The sequence below is a fragment of the Terasakiella sp. 4MB5A genome, from assembly GCF_050058155.1.
GTDB classification, from domain to species: domain Bacteria; phylum Pseudomonadota; class Alphaproteobacteria; order Rhodospirillales; family Terasakiellaceae; genus Terasakiella; species Terasakiella halodenitrificans.
In genome coordinates this window covers 2,140,677-2,161,710 of the sequence record NZ_CP188815.1, presented here as the reverse complement: position 1 = coordinate 2,161,710, position 21,034 = coordinate 2,140,677, and the positions used below count along the sequence as shown (strand labels likewise).

23 protein-coding genes and 1 tRNA gene are annotated in these 21,034 nt (G+C 43.8%); 16 read left to right on the top strand and 8 right to left on the bottom strand.

The features are described from left to right. Positions 1-16 precede the first annotated feature (16 nt). Positions 17-2,194, top strand: a complete 2,178-nt coding sequence (locus ACI0FF_RS09935) for an ATP-binding protein (protein ID WP_419796712.1) — start codon at positions 17-19, stop codon at positions 2,192-2,194. 17 nt (positions 2,195-2,211) lie between these two features. Here the strand turns inward: ACI0FF_RS09935 and ACI0FF_RS09930 are convergent. Then, positions 2,212-2,288 (bottom strand) — tRNA-Pro (locus ACI0FF_RS09930). Positions 2,289-2,345: 57 nt separating this feature from the next. Then, positions 2,346-2,702, bottom strand: coding sequence for a DUF192 domain-containing protein (locus ACI0FF_RS09925; protein WP_419796711.1), 357 nt, complete (start codon positions 2,700-2,702; stop codon positions 2,346-2,348). 372 nt (positions 2,703-3,074) lie between these two features. Here ACI0FF_RS09925 and ACI0FF_RS09920 point away from each other — a divergent pair, with 372 nt between their 5' ends. Genes ACI0FF_RS09920 through ACI0FF_RS09875 form a run of 10 tightly spaced genes read left to right on the top strand, consistent with a single transcriptional unit; the run spans position 3,075 to position 10,502 of the window. Continuing rightward, positions 3,075-3,563 carry a Na+/H+ antiporter subunit E gene (locus tag ACI0FF_RS09920; protein WP_419796710.1) on the top strand — a complete coding sequence of 163 codons (489 nt, stop codon included), beginning with the start codon at positions 3,075-3,077 and terminating at the stop codon, positions 3,561-3,563. Continuing rightward, complete coding sequence (locus ACI0FF_RS09915; RefSeq protein WP_419796709.1) at positions 3,563-3,859, top strand: monovalent cation/H+ antiporter complex subunit F; 297 nt, start codon at positions 3,563-3,565, stop codon at positions 3,857-3,859. Before ACI0FF_RS09920 ends, ACI0FF_RS09915 begins: the two co-directional genes overlap by 1 nt. After that, complete coding sequence (mnhG, locus tag ACI0FF_RS09910; RefSeq protein ID WP_419796708.1) at positions 3,856-4,218, top strand: monovalent cation/H(+) antiporter subunit G; 363 nt, start codon at positions 3,856-3,858, stop codon at positions 4,216-4,218. Before ACI0FF_RS09915 ends, mnhG begins: the two co-directional genes overlap by 4 nt. A gap of 29 nt (positions 4,219-4,247) precedes the next feature. Continuing rightward, positions 4,248-4,802, top strand: a complete 555-nt coding sequence (locus tag ACI0FF_RS09905; protein ID WP_419796707.1) for a DUF4040 domain-containing protein — start codon at positions 4,248-4,250, stop codon at positions 4,800-4,802. After that, the gene (locus tag ACI0FF_RS09900; protein WP_419796706.1) at positions 4,799-5,218 is read left to right on the top strand and encodes a Na(+)/H(+) antiporter subunit B; all 420 of its coding nucleotides are present in this window, start codon (positions 4,799-4,801) and stop codon (positions 5,216-5,218) included. Before ACI0FF_RS09905 ends, ACI0FF_RS09900 begins: the two co-directional genes overlap by 4 nt. Before the next feature lie 3 nt (positions 5,219-5,221). Next, positions 5,222-5,590: a cation:proton antiporter subunit C gene (locus ACI0FF_RS09895; RefSeq protein ID WP_419796705.1), complete on the top strand. Its 369-nt coding sequence runs from the start codon at positions 5,222-5,224 to the stop codon at positions 5,588-5,590. Next, positions 5,590-7,068 carry a monovalent cation/H+ antiporter subunit D family protein gene (locus ACI0FF_RS09890; protein ID WP_419796704.1) on the top strand — a complete coding sequence of 493 codons (1,479 nt, stop codon included), beginning with the start codon at positions 5,590-5,592 and terminating at the stop codon, positions 7,066-7,068. The genes ACI0FF_RS09895 and ACI0FF_RS09890 overlap by 1 nt, the downstream gene beginning before the upstream one ends. Beyond that, positions 7,065-8,552 carry a monovalent cation/H+ antiporter subunit D family protein gene (locus ACI0FF_RS09885; RefSeq protein ID WP_419796703.1) on the top strand — a complete coding sequence of 496 codons (1,488 nt, stop codon included), beginning with the start codon at positions 7,065-7,067 and terminating at the stop codon, positions 8,550-8,552. Before ACI0FF_RS09890 ends, ACI0FF_RS09885 begins: the two co-directional genes overlap by 4 nt. Beyond that, positions 8,549-8,800 (top strand): hypothetical protein, encoded by a 252-nt coding sequence (locus ACI0FF_RS09880; RefSeq protein ID WP_419796702.1) that lies wholly within the window; start codon positions 8,549-8,551, stop codon positions 8,798-8,800. The genes ACI0FF_RS09885 and ACI0FF_RS09880 overlap by 4 nt, the downstream gene beginning before the upstream one ends. Beyond that, entirely contained in the window at positions 8,790-10,502 is a 1,713-nt protein-coding gene (locus ACI0FF_RS09875) for a Na(+)/H(+) antiporter subunit D (protein ID WP_419796701.1), read from the top strand. The genes ACI0FF_RS09880 and ACI0FF_RS09875 overlap by 11 nt, the downstream gene beginning before the upstream one ends. Positions 10,503-10,574: 72 nt before the next feature. On the opposite strand, the gene ACI0FF_RS09870 is transcribed toward ACI0FF_RS09875, so the two are convergent. The 5 genes from ACI0FF_RS09870 to ACI0FF_RS09850 all read right to left on the bottom strand — a co-directional run bounded on the left by ACI0FF_RS09870 (position 10,575) and on the right by ACI0FF_RS09850 (position 14,770). Next, a complete protein-coding gene (locus ACI0FF_RS09870; RefSeq protein ID WP_419796700.1) occupies positions 10,575-11,150 on the bottom strand; it encodes a Panacea domain-containing protein in 576 nt (191 codons plus the stop codon). 102 nt (positions 11,151-11,252) lie between these two features. After that, complete coding sequence (locus ACI0FF_RS09865; RefSeq protein ID WP_419796699.1) at positions 11,253-11,705, bottom strand: hypothetical protein; 453 nt, start codon at positions 11,703-11,705, stop codon at positions 11,253-11,255. Positions 11,706-11,860: 155 nt separating this feature from the next. Then, complete coding sequence (locus ACI0FF_RS09860) at positions 11,861-12,403, bottom strand: hypothetical protein (RefSeq protein ID WP_419796698.1); 543 nt, start codon at positions 12,401-12,403, stop codon at positions 11,861-11,863. Further along, positions 12,403-14,241, bottom strand: a complete 1,839-nt coding sequence (locus ACI0FF_RS09855) for an AsmA family protein (protein WP_419796697.1) — start codon at positions 14,239-14,241, stop codon at positions 12,403-12,405. The genes ACI0FF_RS09860 and ACI0FF_RS09855 overlap by 1 nt, the downstream gene beginning before the upstream one ends. Before the next feature lie 130 nt (positions 14,242-14,371). Then, positions 14,372-14,770: a rhodanese-like domain-containing protein gene (locus ACI0FF_RS09850; protein WP_419796696.1), complete on the bottom strand. Its 399-nt coding sequence runs from the start codon at positions 14,768-14,770 to the stop codon at positions 14,372-14,374. A gap of 99 nt (positions 14,771-14,869) precedes the next feature. Between ACI0FF_RS09850 and trmFO the strand changes: the two genes are divergently transcribed. Both trmFO and ACI0FF_RS09840 read left to right on the top strand, forming a co-directional pair. Next, complete coding sequence (gene trmFO / locus ACI0FF_RS09845) at positions 14,870-16,222, top strand: methylenetetrahydrofolate--tRNA-(uracil(54)-C(5))-methyltransferase (FADH(2)-oxidizing) TrmFO (RefSeq protein ID WP_419796695.1); 1,353 nt, start codon at positions 14,870-14,872, stop codon at positions 16,220-16,222. A gap of 19 nt (positions 16,223-16,241) precedes the next feature. Next, positions 16,242-17,459 (top strand): threonine ammonia-lyase, encoded by a 1,218-nt coding sequence (locus ACI0FF_RS09840; protein WP_419796694.1) that lies wholly within the window; start codon positions 16,242-16,244, stop codon positions 17,457-17,459. On the opposite strand, the gene ACI0FF_RS09835 is transcribed toward ACI0FF_RS09840, so the two are convergent. Continuing rightward, positions 17,456-18,286: a squalene/phytoene synthase family protein gene (locus tag ACI0FF_RS09835; protein WP_419796693.1), complete on the bottom strand. Its 831-nt coding sequence runs from the start codon at positions 18,284-18,286 to the stop codon at positions 17,456-17,458. The genes ACI0FF_RS09840 and ACI0FF_RS09835 overlap by 4 nt on opposite strands. A 69-nt stretch (positions 18,287-18,355) precedes the next feature. Here ACI0FF_RS09835 and ACI0FF_RS09830 point away from each other — a divergent pair, with 69 nt between their 5' ends. Genes ACI0FF_RS09830 through ACI0FF_RS09820 form a run of 3 tightly spaced genes read left to right on the top strand, consistent with a single transcriptional unit; the run spans position 18,356 to position 21,025 of the window. Beyond that, entirely contained in the window at positions 18,356-19,078 is a 723-nt protein-coding gene (locus ACI0FF_RS09830) for a squalene/phytoene synthase family protein (protein WP_419796692.1), read from the top strand. Then, on the top strand, positions 19,075-19,911 hold the full coding sequence (locus ACI0FF_RS09825; RefSeq protein WP_419796691.1) for a squalene/phytoene synthase family protein: 837 nt from the start codon (positions 19,075-19,077) through the stop codon (positions 19,909-19,911). The genes ACI0FF_RS09830 and ACI0FF_RS09825 overlap by 4 nt, the downstream gene beginning before the upstream one ends. Further along, positions 19,904-21,025, top strand: a complete 1,122-nt coding sequence (locus tag ACI0FF_RS09820; RefSeq protein WP_419796690.1) for a hydroxysqualene dehydroxylase — start codon at positions 19,904-19,906, stop codon at positions 21,023-21,025. The genes ACI0FF_RS09825 and ACI0FF_RS09820 overlap by 8 nt, the downstream gene beginning before the upstream one ends. Positions 21,026-21,034: the final 9 nt, after the last annotated feature.

Below are 21,034 nucleotides of genomic sequence, written 5' to 3'. Positions count from 1 at the left end.
AATTGTATCAGCAGTCTTGGGTGAATGCCCCAATCTTGCCACTGCGTCAAATGAAAATTGCTTTAATTTCCTAAAAATTTGTTTTTATCAGGTATGTACCTTATATGAATTTAGTGACATTTGTGATTTTAATGATCAGAATATTCTCAATAATTCATTTAATTTAGTGATGGCTAAAACAGTGTGTAGATTAACAAAAATATATGATTTTTCTCAGGCTGCTATTTTTGTTGATCTGACAGGAAAAATTTTAGAAATCAATCAGAAAGCCAAATCCCTATTTGGGTATGTGTCAATGGAACTACCCGGCCATGATTTGGGTGTGTTTTTTTCTGATGAAGTGGTTCAGCTTTTAAAAACTGGATTGGTTAAGGCGACAACAAAAGAAAATGAAGTCATCAAAAAACTATGCTTACGACAAATTGAAACACTGACAAGTAAATCCAGCTTTCTATTTGTTGGCCTAAATATTTGCTTTTTACCTGACATTGATGACGCTGAGAATATCATTGCAGCTATTCTTGTGCGGGAAATGACACAGGAAATTCGTGTGCAACAAGAGAAAACTCTTGTTGAAGAAGTTTTAAATGAGGCGATTGAAACGATAACAGATGGTTTTGTCATTTATGACTGGCATGATCGTCTTTTTATATGCAATCAAGCCTATCTTGATACCTACAAAACATCGGCACCGGCCATTAAGAAAGGCGCCTCCTTTGAAAGTATTATTCGTTATGGGATTGATAATGGACAATATCCCCATGCGGGAAGGACAGCTGAAGAAAATGAAAAATGGCTGCAAGAACGTCTTGAGAGACACCGAAATCCATCAAAAACGGTTGTTCAAAAAACGGATAAAGGGGCTTGGTTGAAAATTGATGAACGTGTCACCAAATCCGGCATGATTGTTGGGGTAAGAACAGATATTACCGATTTGAAAATCGCCGAAGAGAAATTATTAATTAATCAAAAAGAACTCGAGCGCCAAAAACAGGATTTGGAACAACTCGCACAAAGATACTTATTAGAGAAAGAGCGAGCCGAAGCCGCATCTAAAGCAAAAAGTGAATTTTCTGCCATTATCAGCCATGAGTTACGCACTCCCCTGACCGGTATTATGGGTATTGCGGACCTATTGCTTTCTTCTGATATGTCTTTAGAGCACAAAAAATTTGTTGAAGGCCTGAAATCCTCCTCAAATAACTTATTATTATTGCTGAATGATATTCTTGATTATTCCAAATTCGAAGCAGAACAGATTGAATTGGAATATACAACTTTTGATCTTGATCAGTTGATTGAGGCGCTGATCGTCTCTTTAACACCGACGGTTGAGGATAAAGGGATCTCGCTACGTTATGAAAAGGCGCAACCAAACCTTTGTCCAATTGTGCAGGCAGATAAAACGCGTTTGCGACAAGTTTTATTAAATTTTATGACAAATGCGATTAAATTTACACAAGAAGGCGAGGTTATTGTCCATTTGACCCAATTTGCCGATGCTGACAATAAGATACAATTAATATTTGCCGTGAAAGATACTGGAATTGGCATTTCAGACGGACAAAAAGAACGTTTGTTTAAACCTTTTAGTCAAGGGGATAGCTCAACAACCCGCAAATATGGCGGAACAGGATTGGGATTGGCAATTTCAAAAAAACTAGTTGATGCTATGAACGGTGAAATTGGCTTTGATAGTAAGGTGGGGAAAGGGAGTACTTTCTGGTTTGAAGCCGTTTTTCAAGAAGGTAAGCCTACTGAAATATCAGAGGATTCCTTATCTTCTTTGCATGTTGGCCAAGAAGATAAGGAAACAAATGGGGTAAAACTTCTTCTTGCGGAAGACAATGATGTGAACAGGAAGGTAATTACAACAGTTCTCCGTAAGATGGGCTACGATATAGAAACAGCCGTCAACGGTCGTGAAGCATATGAGATGGCTAAAAGCGGAAAATTCGATCTCATTTTAACCGATATGCAAATGCCTGAAATGGACGGTTGTGATGCGACTATTAAAATTCGTCAATTACCGGGAGATAAAGGGAAAGTGCCCATTATTGCATTAACAGCAGATGTTAAAGCTGAACAAAATGAACGTTATCTTAAGGCAGGTATAAATGCCTTCATTTCCAAACCCGTTGAATGGGTTCAGTTAGATGAAGTTATACAAAAATATAGTAACTGGAAAAAATAAGCTTTTCTAAAAAAAGCTGGTCGGGGAGACAGGAATTGAACCTGCGACCCCATGCACCCAAAGCACGTGCGCTACCAGGCTGCGCTACTCCCCGACGGGCCGAAACTTATGAAGTTTCTGATCACATTGCAAGATAAAAAAATAAAAAAAATCAATTTGGTAAAATCACCAGATCGCCAACTTTAATTCCATGGTTTTCTGCAGAACCCGCCGGGAGCTCTAAAACGGCTGAAACTTGCCCTCCTGAATGAATTTGGCGCGTTGAATTAGGCTGTGTTTTTTCTTCGATAAATCGAATACGCCCCATTCGATTTATAAAAAACATATCCAGCGATATCGGGGTGTTTTTCATCCACATAGTGACCAATGTCGGTTTTTGATAGATAAAGAGCATGCCGGTGTTTTGTGGAAGCGACGTTCGATGCATAAGGCCTTTTGCTTTTTCAGCCGGTGTAATTGCGTAATCCACCTTGAATTGAACAGTGCCGGTTTGTGTTTGTATTTTCAATAAGCCACTTCCTGCAGCCCGAGTAGCCGAGGACACGAAAACAAGACACAGTGCCATTAAGAGGCAGCAAAGGAAAAGACCGCATTTTTTCAAGGGAGATACTCCGAATCCATTGGAATTTCGATTGCATTTAAACAAACATGGGCAGGGATTAGCAAGTTGAATAATAAGCTAGATCCTTCGTATTACGTAAAATCCGGTAGAATCACCTTCAAAAAGCAAAGAAAATGACGGAACGACATGTTCTTGCATTCAACGGTGCGTTTTAGATATTGATATCCCTTAACGAATTGTTATCTTTTAAGAACTGATGCATCGGTCTGATTTCTATTCAGACTAACGAACCATAATAACACAGTCAGGGGAAATCCTGTGGCAAGCTCTATTAGCCTTTGGGTCTTTTTGTATGCGTTCTGGTTTTTGCTTTCCGGACACACCGAGCCTTTGTTGCTCGGGTTCGGGGCGCTTTCCTGTACGCTTGTCGTCTACATCGCTCATCGAATGGATGTAATCGATCATGAAGGGCACCCGTCTCATCTGTCTCTCAAAATCCTGCCCTATTGGGCTTGGTTGTCTTGGGAAATTATTAAAGCGAACATTGATGTCGCGAAAATCATTCTGTCACCCAAGCTGCCGATCAGTCCGGTGATGTTCAAAACCAAAGCCAATCAAAAACGTGAATTGGGTCAGGTCATCTATGCTAATTCGATTACGCTGACACCAGGCACCGTTACGGTAAATCTGGAAGATGGCATTCTTGAGATTCACGCCTTGAGCATTCAAGGAGCAAAGGATGTATTGAGTGGCGAGATGGACCGTCGCGTCTGCCAGGTTAAAGGTGAGATGGAGGGCAAATATTGATGTATATCGCAGCTGTTATTGCAATTTTAGTTGCAATCACCCTCGGTTTGATTCGCGCTTTTCTTGGTCCGACGATCTATGACCGTATTCTGGCAGTAAACAAAATTGGAACATTGACTGTTCTTTTAATTTCTGTTCACGGCTTTTTGGCTGGTCGACCTGAATTCCTTGATATCGCATTAGTCTATGCCTTGATCAATTTTATTGGGACTATTGCCGTTTTGAAGTATTTTGGTTTCAAGGATTTAGGGCATGATGGTCGTGATCAGGATTCAGCAACCAAGGGGGATGCATGATGCTTGATATGATCCTTAATGGTTTAAGCTGGTTTTTCATTCTTTTAGGCAGTGCCATTATATTGATCGGTGCGATCGGTGTTATACGCTTGCCTGATGTATTCACCCGTTCCCACGCTGCAGGCATGATTGATACGATGGGGGCCGGTATGCTCCTGCTCGGTCTTATGTTTCAGGCGGAAGGGTTTAATTTGGTTTTGGTCAAACTTGTCATGATCGGGCTTGCCCTGTTTTTTACAAGTCCGGTTTCAAGCCATGCACTGGTTCGTGCGGCAATCGTTGATGGCGCCAAACCACTTCTTAAAGAAGGTGTCGAACTTGAAGGCGCCCTGAAAGATGAAGGAGACAAGTCATCTTAGAGATAATTGACATAGTCTTGCTGTTTTTTATGGCAGTGGCAGCAATTGCCATTCTGCGCATAAAGAACCTGTTTGCGGTTGTCATGCTGGGCGGAATTTACAGTCTGCTGTCTGCACAGATGTTCGTAAACCTTGACGCCGTGGATGTTGCCTTTACAGAAGCTGCTGTTGGTGCGGGTATTTCAACCGTACTGATGCTGGGCACGCTTGCGTTGACATCACGGGAAGAAAAACGAGAAAAAAAATCTAACCATACCTTCTGGCTTCCCCTTGTTGTGGTTGTGGCAACAGGTATTGCCTTGATTTACGGAACATTGGATATGCCTGATTATGGTGATCCAAATGCAGCCGTTCACCATCATGTCGCTCCACGCTATCTCTTGGATTCAGAAGGCGAAGTTGGTATGCCCAACATTGTCACATCTGTTCTCGCCTCTTATCGAGGGTTTGATACGCTGGGCGAAACGACCGTGGTCTTTACCGCACTGGTTGGTGTGCTGATTTTGTTGACAACACGCCGTCGACGCAAGGACGAAGATGCCCCCACTCTGGCAGAGTTGGAAGAACAGGAGGATGACAGATGATGAAACGTAAACCCATTTTGCGGGTTACATCAAAAGTCTTTATGCCGTTTATTCTGCTTTTTGCCCTTTATGTGCAATTCCATGGGGATTTTGGGCCAGGTGGCGGTTTTCAGGCCGGGGTTATTTTTGGCTCCAGTTTTATTCTTTACGCGCTGATTTTTGGTTTACATGATGCCAAACTTGTAATGCCATCCACAGTTTTGGAAGTACTGGCCGCCCTTGGCGTTTTGCTTTATGCGGGTGTAGGTGTTATCAGCTTCTTCAAGGGAGATAATTTCCTTAACTACAACTCGTTGGCGCACGACCCTTTACATGGTCAGCATTATGGGATTTTGCTGGTTGAACTGGGTGTTGGTGTTACCGTTTTCTCCGCGATGACGCTTATATTTTACATCTTTGCGGGACGGGAGAGTTAGGCTATGGAATATCAAGAATTTATAAATCCTGGCCTTTATAACTACTGGATCGTTATTTTCCTGATGATGGTCGGTTTTTATATTGTTATTGCGCGAGGTAACCTCGTTAAGAAGCTGGTTGGTTTGAACATTTTTCAAACTTCAGTTTTTGTCCTGTATATCAGTATGGGCAAAGTTGTGGGTGGAACCGCACCAATTTTTGGTGAAGGTTTCGACACGTTTTCCAACCCCCTTCCACATGTTTTGATTCTGACGGCAATCGTTGTAGGTGTCGCGACAACAGCCTTGGGCCTCTCCCTGGTGATCCGTATTCGCGAAGCTTATGGCACGATTGAAGAAGAAGATATTCACGCGCAGGAGGAAGAGTTTTAATGATTGCCCATCTTCCTATTTTGCAAATTTTGATCCCGTTGATGGCCGCACCGCTTTGTGTGGTTTTACGCCATCGTGATATTGCGTGGATCATTGTTTTGTTGGTCAGTCTGGTTTCGTTTGTCATCTCCGTGATGATTTTGGATCAGGTTCTTACACAAGGTGTCCTTTCTTACTTTATGGGCGATTGGCCTGCTCCGTGGGGAATTGAATTCAGAATTGACGCCGTTAACGCTTACGTTCTGCTGATCGTCTCTGCTGTTGGTGCCATTGTTTCTTTTTATGGACGCCACAGCGTAAACCGTGAAATTCCGCGCGACCAGATCTATCTGTTTTACACAGCTTACCTATTGTGCCTGACAGGGTTGTTGGGTATGGCGGCGACGGGTGATGCGTTCAACCTGTTTGTCTTCCTCGAAATTTCATCCCTATCTACCTATGCCATGATCTCGTTAGGAAAAGACCGTCGTGCTTTAACGGCTTCTTACCAATATTTGATAATGGGTACATTAGGTGCAACATTTTATGTGATTGGTCTTGGTCTTCTATATATGATGACCGGTACCCTGAATATTAATGACTTACACACCAAACTTTTGGATATGGACGGTTCTATCCGTACATTACAAGCGGCATTAGCTTTTTTGACCGTTGGTATCAGCTTGAAGTTGGCGTTGTTCCCCTTACATTTATGGCTCCCAAATGCCTATACCTATGCGCCGAGCACTGTTACGGCGTTTTTGGCTGCTACGGCAACCAAAGTAGCTGTCTATGTGATGCTACGGGTGTTTTTCACCATATTCGGCGTGGATATGTTCGAAGAAACCGGGCTGGCTCCGGCAATCATGACTTTGGCAATTGCCGGCATGTTTGTCGCATCAACGGTTGCGATTTTCCAAAATAATATGAAACGTCTGCTGGCCTATTCTTCGGTTGCGCAAATCGGTTACATCATGTTGGGGATTAGTTTCCTGAGTGTAACAGGGGTATCTGCGGGTATTGTCCACCTGTTGAACCATGCCGTTATGAAATGTGCAGCTTTCCTTGCAATGGGATGCTTTATGTATCGCGTCGGATCGGTTCATATTGAAGATTTGCATGGTATCGGTAAAAGAATGCCCTGGACAATGGCTGCCTTTGTGGTTGCGGGCCTTAGTTTGATTGGCGTTCCTTTAACCGTTGGTTTTGTTTCCAAATGGTATTTAATTCAAGCGGCTATGGAAGCAGAGATGATGCCGATTGCCCTGTTGATCTTGCTGAGTTCTTTATTAGCTGTCGTTTATGTCTGGCGCTTTATTGAGGTTGCTTACTTCAAAGAACCTGCAAATCCGTCTCTTAAGATTAAAGAAGCTCCGCTTTCTATGTTAATCCCTTTGTGGATCATGGCGGGTGCTTCCATCTATTTCGGAGTTGATACCGATATGACACTTGGTGTTGCACAACTTGCCGCAGAAATGTTGGTTGGAGGTGCGCCATGAGTATGGAACTTTCAATCATTCTCGCGATGGTCATCCCGGCTGTTGGCGCGATTTTGATTGCTTTGAGCGGACGTAGTCCCAATTTGCGGGAAACCATTACCCTATTTACCGCGATTGCTCTTTTCCTGAACGTTTTGAATCTGCTTGGTCCGGTTCTGGATGGGGAACGCCCAGAAGTCCATTTGCTGGATATGTTCCCGGGATTAGCGATTGCCTTTAAGGTTGAACCTTTAGGGATGATGTTTTCCTTAATCGCTTCCGGCTTGTGGATTTTAAACTCTATCTATTCCATTGGTTATATGCGGGGCAATAAAGAGAAACATCAAACGCGTTTCTATATCTGTTTTGCGATTGCTATTTCGGCAACATTGGGGCTGGCTTATTCCGCCAACCTTTTGACATTGTTCATTTTCTACGAAGTATTGACCTTCTCCACCTACCCGCTTGTTTCCCACAAAGGAAACGAAACGGCGGTTAAAGGGGCCCGTACCTATTTGGGTATTCTGGTCACAACTTCCGTTGCTTTTCTGTTCTTTGCAATCGCATGGACGTACAGTGCAACGGGGACGTTGGATTTTGTTGAAGGCGGGATCTTGGGTGGTAAGGTTGAAGGTCCATTAATGGGCTTGCTTCTGATGCTGTTTATCTACGGGATTGGTAAGGCTGCGGTCATGCCGGTTCACCGTTGGTTGCCAGCGGCAATGGTGGCACCAACACCGGTTTCTGCCTTGCTGCATGCTGTTGCCGTTGTGAAGTCTGGTGTTTTTACTGTCGTAAAAGTCATTGTCTACACATTCGGCATTGATAATCTGGTCAATTCTGGTTCGGCGGATTGGCTGGTTTATGTATCGGGCTTTACCATTATTGCCGCATCTATGGTTGCGTTGCGTCAGGATAACCTGAAACGACGATTGGCTTATTCAACAATTTCTCAGTTGTCATATGTCGTTTTGGCCGCTGCAATCTTAACCCCCATTTCTGCTGTTGGGGCGGCGTTGCATATTGCCGCCCATGCTTTTGGAAAAATCACTTTGTTCTTTGCGGCCGGTTCGATTTATACGGCAGCCCATAAAACGGAAGTGAGCCAACTAAACGGTATCGGATGGAAAATGCCGATTACGATGACAGCCTTTTCCATTGGTGCACTATCCATGATCGGATTGCCGCCAACGGCTGGCTTTGTTTCGAAATGGTATATCATTCAAGGGGCCATGAGTTCGGAAAATTTTGTGGCATTAAGCGTTGTTATTCTGAGTACTTTGCTGAATGCAGGCTATTTCTTGCCAATTATTTATGCCGCTTTCTTTAAACAGCCTGAAACGAAAGGGGCAAATAATCATGGTGGGCATCATGATAATCATGGTGAAGCACCGTTGCCGATTGTCATTGCCATTGCATCGACAGCAACATTGACAATTTTGATGTTCTTCTTCCCGGATGTTGCCTTGGAATTGGCACAACAAATGATTGGGGGTATCCAATGAGCGACCAACAAGACGTTCACTGGCTTTGCCGTCCGGCAACCATAAAAAAACTATGGATCGTTGGTATTGCCATTTTGGTTATAACCGTTGCATTAGAACTGACGATCCATCCACATCCTTATTTCGGGATTGATGGCTGGTTTGGGTTTAATGCTTGGTTCGGTTTTTTCTCCTGCGCAGCAATGGTTTTGTTTGCCAAATTGTTGGGCATTTTCCTAAAACGGAAGGACACCTACTATGATGATTAACAGTGCCCTTCCCCCTGGGCTGATCTTAATTCTCGGTTCATTGTTTTTACCGGCCTTGGTTGGCAATGCGCGCAAAACCTTAATGTTGCTTTTGCCTGTTCTGACCATGTATTTTATTTGGGCTGTTCCGGACGGTGTCCAATTGACTGTACCGTTTCTGGATTACACGCTTGAACCCCTTCAAGGTGATAAACTATCACGTTTGTTTGCAACCATCTTTACGTTGATGGCGTTTGTTGGTGGTATTTTTGCAATCAATCAAAAAAGCCAAATTGAACTTATGTCAGCTTATGCCTATGCCGGTGGTGCGGTTGGTGTCGCAATGTCTGGCGATTTAGTCAGTGTTTTCATCTTTTGGGAATTTATGGCCATTGCCTCCACATTGGTGATTTGGTCTGCCCGGACAAAGGAAAGCTATGGCGCTTCCATGCGCTATGCCATTGTCCACCTGTTTGGCGGTGTAATTTTGATGATCGGGGTGATCGGTCAAATCTATCATTCAGGTTCTGTTGAATTTGGCGCGATGAAGGCTGATAGCTGGTGGACATGGATGTTATTGGCCGGTTTCCTAATCAATGCAGGTGCCCCGCCCTTTTCAGCATGGCTCCCGGATGCCTATCCCAGTGCTTCCTGGTCTGGCAGTGTCTTTTTGTCGGCCTTTACAACCAAGACAGCCGTTTACGTTTTGATCCGTAGCTTCCCCGGCGAAAACATTTTGATTTTTGTCGGTCTGTATATGGTTTTTTACGGCATTATTTATGCGCTGTTGGAAAATGATATGCGCCGTATTCTCGCCTACTCCATCATCAACCAGGTTGGTTTTATGGTGACAGGCATCGGGATCGGTACAGATTTAGCTATTAATGGGGCAGCCGCGCATGCCTTTGCCCATATCATCTATAAGGCATTGTTGCTGATGTCAGCCGGTGCTGTGTTGTACGAGATCAACAAGCGTAAATGTACGGACCTTGGCGGGCTTTATAAGGCCATGCCTCTAACTATGGTTTGTGGGACCATTGGGGCACTTGCGATCTCTGGCTTTCCTCTTACGTCCGGTTTTACGACAAAGACCATGATTGCGTCTGCGGCGGCTGATCAACATATCGCCTATGCATGGTTCCTGCTGGAAGCTGCTTCCGCCGGTGTTTTCCTGCATGCCGGTATTAAATTCCCGTGGTTTGTTTTCTTCCAACGCGCACCGGGATATGTGGAGCGTGAATTTGGTGCAAAACCAAAAGACCCGCCGTTTAACATGCGTTTGGCGATGGTTATCTTTGCCGTTATGTGTGTGGGACTTGGTGTTTATCCGGACCCGCTTTATGCACTCTTACCGAACCCAGTTGATTTTGTCCCTTATACATCGACCAAAGTCATTCATATGCTGGAATTGCTGCTCTTTTCCGGCTTTGCGTTCTTCGTCTTGTTAAAGATGATGAAGCGGACGTTGACGATTACGTTGGATTTCGACTGGTTTTACCGCAAGTTCTTCAACCTGATACACGAAGAATTTGTGGTTCGTCACGGTGGGGCCGCTTTTACCAAATTCCGTCAGGCTTGTTTGAAACGCGTTGATGCGATCATCAATCAAATTTTCAAACATCATGGCCCGCACGGCATTTTGGCCCGGACATGGCCAACCGGTAGTATGGTTCTGTGGGTTGCAATCCTGCTCGGTCTTTATTTGCTGGTCTATTATATTTAAAATCCAGCTTAAACGAAGAAAGCCCTTGGACTGTTTCCAAGGGCTTTTTTTATATAAGAAAAGAGAGACCGTTTATTTTTTCGCTTTTTTCTGGGATGGCAGTGGTGTTGCCTCTGCAACTTTGCGAAGTCCCGGGGCCCAGGATTTAACTTGAACGGGGCGACCTGTTTGGGAACGCAAAACGCGTGGTTTTAAAACCTTATCGATGCTGGGTGCTTCCTTATGTTTGCTAAAGCTTGCAACCATGTCTTTAAATTCAATCTCGGTTCGCCTGCCCTTTTTAATAGCCTTCTGATAGGCGGGTGTTTTTTTTGTGATATCAGATATTTTGTCAGCCGAGTAAGACCCAAAACGGCGCCAGATACTTTCTAAAAAAGTCTCAATATGTGCCGGGAGATTTGTATTTAAATAAAATGAAGGTCGTCCCTGTTCAAAGGCCCGAAAAACATGGGGTTCGATTGGCCCCATATCATCGGCAACAAATACGCCGGGGGCAAGTTTGCGACCGTGATAGGCAATCGCAAAATAGCTTTGCGACAAAAACAATAAACGATGCATTTTCATCGGTTGAAGATATTCATTGTCATTTAAGGCATGGTCCATAAACCATGCGGCAACGTCATACATTGTCTCAACAGCGGCAGCCATAGAATATCCTTAGCCTTAGTCCTTAATCTAATAATCAGAATATAGCTTACCCATACAATCCTTTCCACCAGCTTAATCGTGGATCGGTGTATATGAGTTTATTTACATTGCAAGATTAATAGAACCGCCGCGATTCTTGAGCTCACCCTTAACGGCACGTGTGCTAAGCTCATATGTAGAGGTTGCCCGTTCCATATAGGCTTGGAAAGCAGGTTTTCCCGGACGAGCAAAAGGATCACCGTTATAGGAAGAATCACCAACATTTCCGGAGTCGAAATCAGACTGGGCATCTTCAAATAACATTGCAAAGGTTCGTGATGTCCCATGCAATTTTAAAGTATGAGGCTGCTGTTGGCTTTGGTTTTGCTGACCTTGCCCTTGGCTATAATTTTCAAAACTACGGCTTTCGTCTTCGCCTCTAACGCCTGCTTGTGCATAAAGTTCGGAAACGGAATTATACTGAGAAGATGAAATTTGACGCGCACTACCACCCGCCGGTCTGCTTGAAGGGACCGACGTGTTACCTGAAGCTATTGGCTTGGTAACGCTGGACATGTCAAAATCTTTCAACAGTTTCGAAACAATAGGCAGAAATATCGAGCTATAAATTAAACGTACGTAACTTATAATCTACTGGAGTAGCTTAGTCTCGTCAAGGTATCGCCCGTAAAAGTTCCAGGTTTAAAAGGTTATTACATTAACCCTTTGTATTACTGTGGTTTTAAATCTTCAGGAAGTTCCGGTGGTAATTCAATGTCTTGTGCAGGAATGGGGGTTGATGTGGCGCTCCGTGCCGAATCCGTTGCATTTGGATCATAAATACATCTAAATTTAATGCGATGTGGGGTCGCGATTGGGCATTCCCAAATATCATTTTTTAGATACCCTAATTGAATAGTTGCAAGGATAGCTTTCAATTTGCGCTGATGCTCTACGGGGCCGGCAAACAGTTCTCCTTCTGCTTGATCCAGATATTTAATCTGACCTAGCTCTTTGTATTGAACAAGGTTTTGCACCTCTGTTACACGAGCTTTACACTCTTTTTTTGCTAAATCGAGAACCTGTTTGCGGCTATGGATCGTTTTGTCAAAGCAAATGGCAACATCAACCCCGTTTTCTGGGATCTCGGTTATACGGTCTCTATTCCAATCCTCTACATGAGGGGAAGACGAACAGGCCTGTAAAAGGAAAAAAGCGGCTAGCGGGAACACTATTTTGCAGGATTTAAAAAGATACACAGGTGAAAGTCCCATTAATCAAGAAGGTCTGTTTCTTCTATAACAAATTCTTCATCACCTAAAGCAGGTTGTTGATTTTCTTCTTCATAAGGTAACAAACCCGATAATAATCCGCGCTCTCCCACCAGTGACACTTTTTTTCCTTTTGACGTTTCCAGTGATAAATCATCTAACGGACCATCAATCTGAATATAACCGTTAGAAGGCCCTTCTTTTGTTTGTGTAACGCTATTGAGCGTAAGTTTGAGGGCATTATTAATGAAATCATAATTCATACGGCCGTTCACGTTCACCGAAGGGGCAACAAAGGAAAGGTTTTCACTGATCAATTGTCCACGATTTCCCTGGACACGACCTTTTAGTTCTGCAAAGTCAAATTGTTCTGATTGCCGCGCATTTAAGGCACTGGCAATTTTGTTGTTGATAATTGACCCGTCAAGAACGGAAAAATCGCCGCGAATGGTTGCGGTCTCCATTAAGGCAACAAGTGTGGAACCTTCGGACTGGATTTCAATAGAGGTATTGAGAACACCGAGAATGTTTGTCTTTTGACCAAGTTCTTGTTGCAGTTTTTCCAAATTTATACTGCTTAGGTCAATGCGGGCATCCATATAGCCATTTTCCAAACCTTTATGCCAACGGACCCGTGCATTTGCAAGACCGCCTAAGAGATGTAACTGATCCACTGACAGGCTCAGTCGTCCATCTTCATGGCGGATTTTAAGTTTTGGTTTTAATATGTCACCGGTTGATAATTTATATCCACCATAAAGAACATCAACATTTGCCCTGAAAGTATCCAGGAAAAATTGATTAAGATCGATTGTGCGCAGATGATCAAAATCTGGCTCTATACCTGACAGCGCATGTCCCGGTATTGTAATAGTCCCGCTGATTTCAGGTTTGCTTGTTTTAAAATCAATCACACCACGGGCCTTTGCGGAAAATGGGGATTGAGTATAGCTGGCATCTTCGATTTGAAGACGTTGATCCCGAATTTTGAGATCAGATAAAATCAACAGGTTTCCCTGCTTGTCCGTGCATTTATCTTTGTCAGTAAACCAGTTGCAGAAATCGAATAAAGACGGAATATCAACACGAAGATTACCTTGAGAAACAAACGTCTGCCGTTTTGCCGCACTGCCGTTATAATCGATGCGAATAGGTGCAGAATCGATGGCAAGGTCCATTTTGCTTCGATATCCTCGCAAGAAATCGTCTGGACGCTCCAAGCGTATTTTTATATCCAGCGTCCTTTTATTTACATAAGCATTTCCATTGATCGAAAAGTCCTTGTTATGAGCTGGTTTTGAGATATCAAGCGTTGCTTTTTCAATATCAATCGTTGTGCTTTGTGTCTTCTTCCATAGAAAACGTGCTTCTTCAACTCTTGCAGTTTTAAAAATAGAATCTTCAATAAAGTGCTGCAAAATTTCTATGTAACGAATTTCATTTTTGCGCGAAGCACTGAGATTCTTGCGCAACCAGTCCGGAATATAAGGGGTAAAATCCCCTTCGACAGTGATTTTGGGTTCTACAATTAAAAAGCTATCAACATTTACATCACCCCTGAGAAACTTCCACAGTTGCATATCAAGGTGAAGGCGCTGAATTGTGCCGACGATTTGTACATCCTGTCCGATTTTCCCGTTAAACAAGACATCTTTTGCATCCAATCGGATGGCAGGGAGTAAAGAAAATGAAAACCCGTTATCGAAATTAAAATCCAGACCTGTGGTTTCTTCAAGTTTGCTTTCAAAAAGATTTTTATAAACGGAAGAAGGTAATAAAAAAGGAACTGCAATCAAAATCAACAAGATACCGATGATAAGAACCGGTACCTTTGTTTTCATGCCTTTGTTTCCAACACCGTTGACTTTAAACATTTAAAACCTTAACAAATTGCGCAATTTTGGCATTCTCTCGTGCGATTTAGCATTACTTTACATAGAGATAAGGCCTTTCACAACCGTTCAATGATGCTTAGGCGACAGGAAGTTTACGTTTCTTCCAGAGGTTGAGGCCGCCTTTAACGACGCTAACATTTGTAAAGCCCAGATTTTTAAGGTTTTTAGCCGACATTGCTGCCCGTTGGGACGACAAACAAATAACATATACTTTATGATCTAGGAAAGCGCGTTTTGCCTCTAAATCATCCCCAAGTTGATGAGGTTGCACATTGATACTGTCTAAAGCATGCGCGGCTGAAAATTCTTCAGGAGTCCGCACATCTATCAGAACGGCATTTTCATCCTGTTGCATATGTTCATAAACTTTATCTGGATCAACGAATGGTACACCAGCCACAAGGCGCGGGATCATGCGTAGTGAAAAGAACGAAACCACGATAACAACAGCAACCGCAATCAATGGAGAGTCCATTTTAAAATCCTCAATATATCAGTTTGTGCTGTTTTACTTTGACTGTTCCTTTCATGCAAGAGGCTTGCTAATTGGGGCAACAATCTATATCTGGTTCTTATGACACAGACACTACATATCATTGGCGGCGGATTGGCAGGTAGCGAAGCAGCCTGGCAAGCTGCACAGCGCGGCGTAAAAGTCGTCTTACACGAAATGCGCCCGACACGACCGACTGAGGCCCACCATACAGACACGTTAGCGGAATTGGTTTGTTCCAATTCCTTACGTTCTGATGATGCGCAGTATAATGCGGTTGGTTTGATGCATGAAGAAATGCGTCGTTGCGGTTCCCTTATTATGAAATGTGCCGATGAAAACGCCGTCCCGGCAGGTGGGGCTTTGGCCGTTGATCGCGAAGGCTTTGCCCTTGCCGTACAAGGCGCGCTTGAGGCGCATGACAATGTAGAGATTGTGCGTGAAGAAATTACCGCATTGCCTTCAAAAGACTGGGAACATGTGATCATTGCAACTGGTCCCTTGACGTCAGAACCCCTCGCCCAATCCATCCGGGAATTAAGTGGTGAGAAATCTTTGCACTTCTTCGATGCTATTGCCCCGATTATTGATAAGGACAGCATTGATTTTTCTAAAGCATGGCTCCAGTCGCGTTATGACAAAGGTGATGGCAGCGATTACATTAATCTGGGTCTAACCCGCGAACAATATGATCAATTTATTGATGATTTAATTGCTGGCGAAAAAATGGAATTCAAAGAATGGGAAAAAAATACCCCTTATTTTGAAGCCTGCCTACCCATTGAAGTCATGGCAGAACGTGGTCGGGAGACTTTGGCGTTTGGGCCGATGAAACCCGTTGGCCTGCAAAACCCGAATGAACCGGATGCACGATATGCTGCGGTCGTTCAGCTTCGCCAAGATAATAAACTAGGGACGCTTTACAACATGGTCGGTTTTCAGACCAAGCTAAAGCACGGGGAACAGGTTCGGATTTTCAAGACCCTGCCCGGCTTGGAAAATGCGACTTTTTCTCGCCTGGGCGGCATTCACCGCAATACATTCATTAATTCCCCTCGCCTGCTGGAGGGTACGTTGAAATTAAAAGCGCGTGACAATATCCGTTTTGCCGGACAAGTCACTGGTTGCGAAGGTTATGTGGAAAGTACAGCTGTCGGCCTGATGGCCGGACGTTTCGTTGCAGCAGAAATTTTAGGACAAGACATTGTAACCCCACCGGATGTGACGGCCCTTGGCGGCATTTTAAATCATATCACAGGTGGGGCGGATGCCATGACATTCCAGCCGATGAATATTACCTTCGGCCTTTTACCGCCGATGGATGTGCGCAACGAACGTGGCAAACGCGTTAAAGGCAAAGAGAAAAAGGCTGCTGTTTCTGCCCGCGCTTTAAAGGCACTGGATGAATGGCTGGATAAAACCGACAGAGTATAAGCTAGAAAGAGTATTTGAGATGATTTCCCTGGAAGTTCTAAAGCGTGCACAAGAAACCCTTGCGGGTAAAGTCAACGTAACACCTATGATTTACTCTCAAACTCTTTCTAGCATGTCGGGTGCTGAAGTTTATTTAAAGCTTGAAAACCTGCAAATTACAGGGTCCTTCAAATCACGCGGGGCTTTGGTTCGCCTTGCGAGTTTATCAAAGGAAGAAGCGGCAAAAGGTGTTGTGGCTGCCTCTGCCGGGAATCACGCGCAAGGTGTTGCCTATCACGCCCAAAATATGGGCATCCCGGCGACAATTGTTATGCCGAAAGGCACCCCGTTTAACAAAATTTCCAAGACGGAAAAACTCGGGGCAAAGGTTATTGTCAGCGGAGAAACCTTTATTCAAGCCCGCAATGCTGCCCTTGATTTGGTGAAAAGTGATGGCCTGACCTATGTCAGCCCTTATGATCATGAAGATATCATGGCAGGCCAAGGTGTTGTCGGTCTGGAAATGATTGATCAGGTTGAAAAACCACTGGATGCCATTCTTGTTCCAATCGGCGGCGGCGGATTATTGGCGGGTGTTGCCTCTGCCTTTAAACATCTTTCACCCAACACAGAAATTTTCGGTGTGCAATGTGATGCGTTTCCCTCAATGGCAGATAGTTTTTATAATCAGAATAATACCAAGGGCGGCTATACCTTGGCAGAAGGCATTGCAGTTAAAGAACCGGGCGATTTAACGGCACCAATCATAAAAGAAACAACGACCGATATTTTTGTGGTCAATGAAATCCAGATTGAAGAAGCTGTTTTAAGCCTTGCAGAAAATCAACGTTTAACAGTTGAAGGGGCTGGCGCTGTTGGTTTAGCAGCCCTTCTGCAAAACAAAGAACGTTTTGCAGGTAAACGCGTTGGATTGGTTTTATCTGGCGGGAACATCGATTCACGCATTTTATCATCTGTGCTGTTGCGCGGCCTGTACCGCGATGGTCGGATGGCGGTATTGCGCATTGCCGTGCCGGACCAACCCGGCCATCTTGCCAAGATTACAAAAATTATGAGTGACAATGGGGCCAACATTGTCGAGATTTACCATCAGCGCATGTTCTTTGATCTATCAGTAAAGCTAACCGAGGTGGATGTGGTTGTTGAAACGCTGGATAAAGGACACGTTCAGCGTTTGATTGAACAGTTTGTGGGTGAAAACTACAGCTGTCGTGAAATCAGCGAGAAGAACGCTTAATAACGGTTGCGCCACGCTTTGAAGGCCAGTTTGATTTGTTTGGATAGACGGCCCTGCCCGATATTAGGGTTAAACGGATCACAATCGACTTTCTTAAGCCGTTTCAGATAATCTTCGAGGCTGACGGTATTAAGTAAAACGGCATTCGACGTTGCGCCTTGTGTGCGGGATTCTGCGATTAAGCGTTCAATTTCGCCAACAAGTTCTGCGACAATATTCTTAAGCTCTGCGCTGCTTTCAAATTTATAAAAGCCGTTCAAATCCAGATTATGCTTTTTAATCAGGGAAAGCGGTAATTTGCAGCGAGCAACACGCGATTGATGGGCCAAGGTGCGAATAATGTGACAAAGGACATTTGCTGTCCCGACATTAAGAGCTGCAACACTGATTTGGCAACCGATTGCTGCTTCTTTGATCTGCGCACTTAGCCCCCCGGTTGCCTCGCAATAACGCAAAAGCGCCGACATATCGTCGTGGGCGCGGTCTTCCATATCAAAAGAACGGGCGTTGAAATAACGATCAAACAAGGTCTTGTCGATTGATCCTTTTGCTAATGTTTGTGCAATTTCCTGATGGGTACCGTTTTCTGCTTCCGCATTTCGTTCCCCGCTATAAATTCCATCCACTAGATCGCGCCACCATTGCAGGCGGATCAAACCGAGGTGCGGTTCGCTGACAGCATCCCGGATACGCAAAGTTTCCATATGGAAAAGCTGCATTGCGAAAAAATCATTTTGACAATCTTCTGGGGCAAACAGGCCACAGAGAAATTGATCATGTTCATTTTTACGGATTTCTTGCGCGCACAGGCTGAGTGAAGTGGTCATAAAGCGTATTCATTTTTTGAATTGGAAAAAGACATGTGTCATATAAGGGGTAGAAAAGGAAAAGGCAAAGTGTCAAAAACGGCAAATCAAGAAAACTTTCCCGTCGCCAGTCTGTTATTGGCCCCAAACGTGCGCCAACAGGTGATGGAATTTTATCATTTGGCACGGGGCTGGGATGATATTGCGGACTCCCCGACCCTAAGTTCAGAAGAAAAACACGCCCTATTGCCAAGCCAGTGGCAAAATCCCTTTTTAAATGATCTCTTGATTGCTTTTCATCAGGATGCAGATCAAAACCGTTATGAAAACTGGCAAGATTTAATGAATTACTGCCGATTTTCTGCCAATCCGGTTGGACGCTTTTTGCTGAACGTTCATGGTGAAAGCGGATGTGAGGCGTTAAGCGATTCCCTTTGTAGTGTTCTGCAAATCCTTAATCACCTGCAAGATTGTCAAAAAGATTTTCAGGTGATGAACCGGGTTTACCTTCCTCAAATATTTTTACCAGAAGGGGAAAGCTATGAAAATTTACTTTCACAGCCTAATTGCCCCCCCCTTTTACGAAATATTCTGAATATCTGTCTGGATCGGGTTGATGAAATGTTGAAACCTGCTTTTCTTCTACCTAGCCAGATTAAAAACAAACGGTTACGTTATCAATGCAAGGTTACCCTTCTCTGTGCCGTGGCGTTGGCGGGCCGATTGCGTCGCCAAGATCCGTTGGCAAGACGGGTTGAGCTTGGCACACTTGATAAAATTTTGATCGCCTACAAAGGTTTTTACTCTCTATGACACGCCCAAGTTCAACCGATTTTGAATATGTCGAAAATGTCGTGCGCGAGGCAAAAAGCTCCTTTGCAATGGGGATGAAAGCTTTGCCTAAAGATCGACGCGGTTACCTTTTTGCCATTTATGCCTATTGCCGCATATTGGATGATATTGCCGATAACGCCCTTCCCCGTGAAGAAAAATTAAAGCAATTAAATGAATGGCGAATAAAAGTCACCCAATTGATTGACGGGAAACCATCTTGTGCGATTACACGTATTTTGTACGAGGCCATTAATCGATTTAAGATTCCACAAGATGAACTCTATCAATTAATTGAGGGGATGGAGGCAGACGTACGGGGGCCAATTTACGCACCTTGTTGGGATGACTTGTATGATTATTGCCGTAAAGTTGCCGTGAGTGTCGGCTTGCTGTCCCTTCCCATTTTCGGACGCAAAGATCAAGGCGCGCAAGATTTCGCCTTAGAATTGGGATACGCCCTGCAATTTACCAATATCTTGCGTGATGTTGCTGAAGACGATCAAGTTGGACGATTGTATTTGCCCCAAGAATCTTTGCAAAAACATAATGTGAATGGGATTGCTTCTCAGAACCTTAATCTTGTTCTTGGCGATGTGGCTGAAAAAACAGAACATCATTATAAAAATGCGGAAAAACTGCTGAAACAAATCGGAAGTGCTAATTTAAAACCTGCTCTTTTGATGAAAGATGCTTACAAAAAAATATTTAGAAAAATGCAACGCCGGGGCTGGCGTAAGATTACGCCGCGTATGGGCCTTAGTAAGACGGAAAAAGCATTTCTTGTTATGGAATTTCTAACCCGCCATGGTTGAACACCTTCACATAGTAGGGGGCGGTTTAGCCGGACTAAGTGCGGCAGTTGAAGCCCGAAAAAACAGTATCTCTTGCACAATATACGAAGCCACAAAAAAAGCAGGCGGACGTATCCGTCAAGCCGGAAACCATGACAATGGGACTCATTTAATCGTTAAAGGATATGAAGCAACCTTTGACTATTTAAACCAAATTGGCATGAGTGACAGTGTCTATCCTTTTGGGGATGGGACCTATTCTTTCATCGAACCTGCAAGTAATTTAAGCTGGAAAGTCAAAGCCAACCATTTTGTATGGCAAGTGGCAAAAGGCAGTATTCCAGGAGTTAGTGCGATAAATATCGTAGGAGAAACAGCACAAAGACGGTTATGGGAGCCTTTTTTTCTTGCTGTTTTTAATACGCACCTTAAAGACATCCCTGCACAACTGCGGAAGAATATGTTCTTTGAAATGTTAAAACAGGGACCAAGCGGATTGATCCCTTATTTCTGCCACACCACGCTTGAAGATACATTTGTACGCCCCCTTTTGAATCAGATTGATATCAAGTTTGGAAAAAGACTAACGGCGATAGATGAAAATCACATTACATTTAAAGACGAGCAAATCTCTTTTAGCAAATCAGACACGGTAATTTTAGCCCTGCCGCCTCAGGCTTATATTCACATTTCATCACCTTTTGATTTTTCAGCTATAACATGCAACCCAATCAGCAACTTTCATTTTGATCTGGTGGCGGATGTTGAAGAATGTTTTATCGGTCTGATCGGGACACAAAGCCAATGGCTTTATGCCAAAGGTCGACATGCATGTGTCACCATCAGCAATCAAAAATTCGAATCGTCTGATGTGGTTGAGTATGTCTGGATGGAAATTCGCTCGCTTTTAGGGTTTGATGATTGCCCGACACCGCCTTGTCGTATTATTTGCGAAAAACATGCAACACCTGCACAAAATATGGATTTTACTACCTATCGCCCCCAAACCAGAACGCACTTTGCAAATATTTTTCTTGCAGGTGACTGGATTGATACCGGACTTCCCGCTACCATCGAAAGCGCGATTAGGTCAGGCAAAGAGGCTGTAAAAGCGGCTATTGAAAATAAAAGATGATTTTTTAAA

Coding starts and splice junctions, on each gene's coding strand:
- ACI0FF_RS09865 (WP_419796699.1), bottom strand. CDS start 11,705: ATGTCCAGCGTTACCAAGCCAATAGCTTCAGGTAACACGTCGGTCCCT.
- ACI0FF_RS09895 (WP_419796705.1), top strand. CDS start 5,222: ATGGAATATCAAGAATTTATAAATCCTGGCCTTTATAACTACTGGATC.
- ACI0FF_RS09850 (WP_419796696.1), bottom strand. CDS start 14,770: ATGGACTCTCCATTGATTGCGGTTGCTGTTGTTATCGTGGTTTCGTTC.
- ACI0FF_RS09890 (WP_419796704.1), top strand. CDS start 5,590: ATGATTGCCCATCTTCCTATTTTGCAAATTTTGATCCCGTTGATGGCC.
- ACI0FF_RS09885 (WP_419796703.1), top strand. CDS start 7,065: ATGAGTATGGAACTTTCAATCATTCTCGCGATGGTCATCCCGGCTGTT.
- ACI0FF_RS09860 (WP_419796698.1), bottom strand. CDS start 12,403: ATGGGACTTTCACCTGTGTATCTTTTTAAATCCTGCAAAATAGTGTTC.
- ACI0FF_RS09900 (WP_419796706.1), top strand. CDS start 4,799: ATGATGAAACGTAAACCCATTTTGCGGGTTACATCAAAAGTCTTTATG.
- ACI0FF_RS09820 (WP_419796690.1), top strand. CDS start 19,904: ATGGTTGAACACCTTCACATAGTAGGGGGCGGTTTAGCCGGACTAAGT.
- ACI0FF_RS09880 (WP_419796702.1), top strand. CDS start 8,549: ATGAGCGACCAACAAGACGTTCACTGGCTTTGCCGTCCGGCAACCATA.
- ACI0FF_RS09905 (WP_419796707.1), top strand. CDS start 4,248: ATGGCAGTGGCAGCAATTGCCATTCTGCGCATAAAGAACCTGTTTGCG.
- mnhG (WP_419796708.1), top strand. CDS start 3,856: ATGATGCTTGATATGATCCTTAATGGTTTAAGCTGGTTTTTCATTCTT.
- trmFO (WP_419796695.1), top strand. CDS start 14,870: ATGACACAGACACTACATATCATTGGCGGCGGATTGGCAGGTAGCGAA.
- ACI0FF_RS09870 (WP_419796700.1), bottom strand. CDS start 11,150: ATGGCTGCCGCTGTTGAGACAATGTATGACGTTGCCGCATGGTTTATG.
- ACI0FF_RS09835 (WP_419796693.1), bottom strand. CDS start 18,286: ATGACCACTTCACTCAGCCTGTGCGCGCAAGAAATCCGTAAAAATGAA.
- ACI0FF_RS09915 (WP_419796709.1), top strand. CDS start 3,563: ATGTATATCGCAGCTGTTATTGCAATTTTAGTTGCAATCACCCTCGGT.
- ACI0FF_RS09825 (WP_419796691.1), top strand. CDS start 19,075: ATGACACGCCCAAGTTCAACCGATTTTGAATATGTCGAAAATGTCGTG.
- ACI0FF_RS09855 (WP_419796697.1), bottom strand. CDS start 14,241: ATGAAAACAAAGGTACCGGTTCTTATCATCGGTATCTTGTTGATTTTG.
- ACI0FF_RS09875 (WP_419796701.1), top strand. CDS start 8,790: ATGATGATTAACAGTGCCCTTCCCCCTGGGCTGATCTTAATTCTCGGT.
- ACI0FF_RS09840 (WP_419796694.1), top strand. CDS start 16,242: ATGATTTCCCTGGAAGTTCTAAAGCGTGCACAAGAAACCCTTGCGGGT.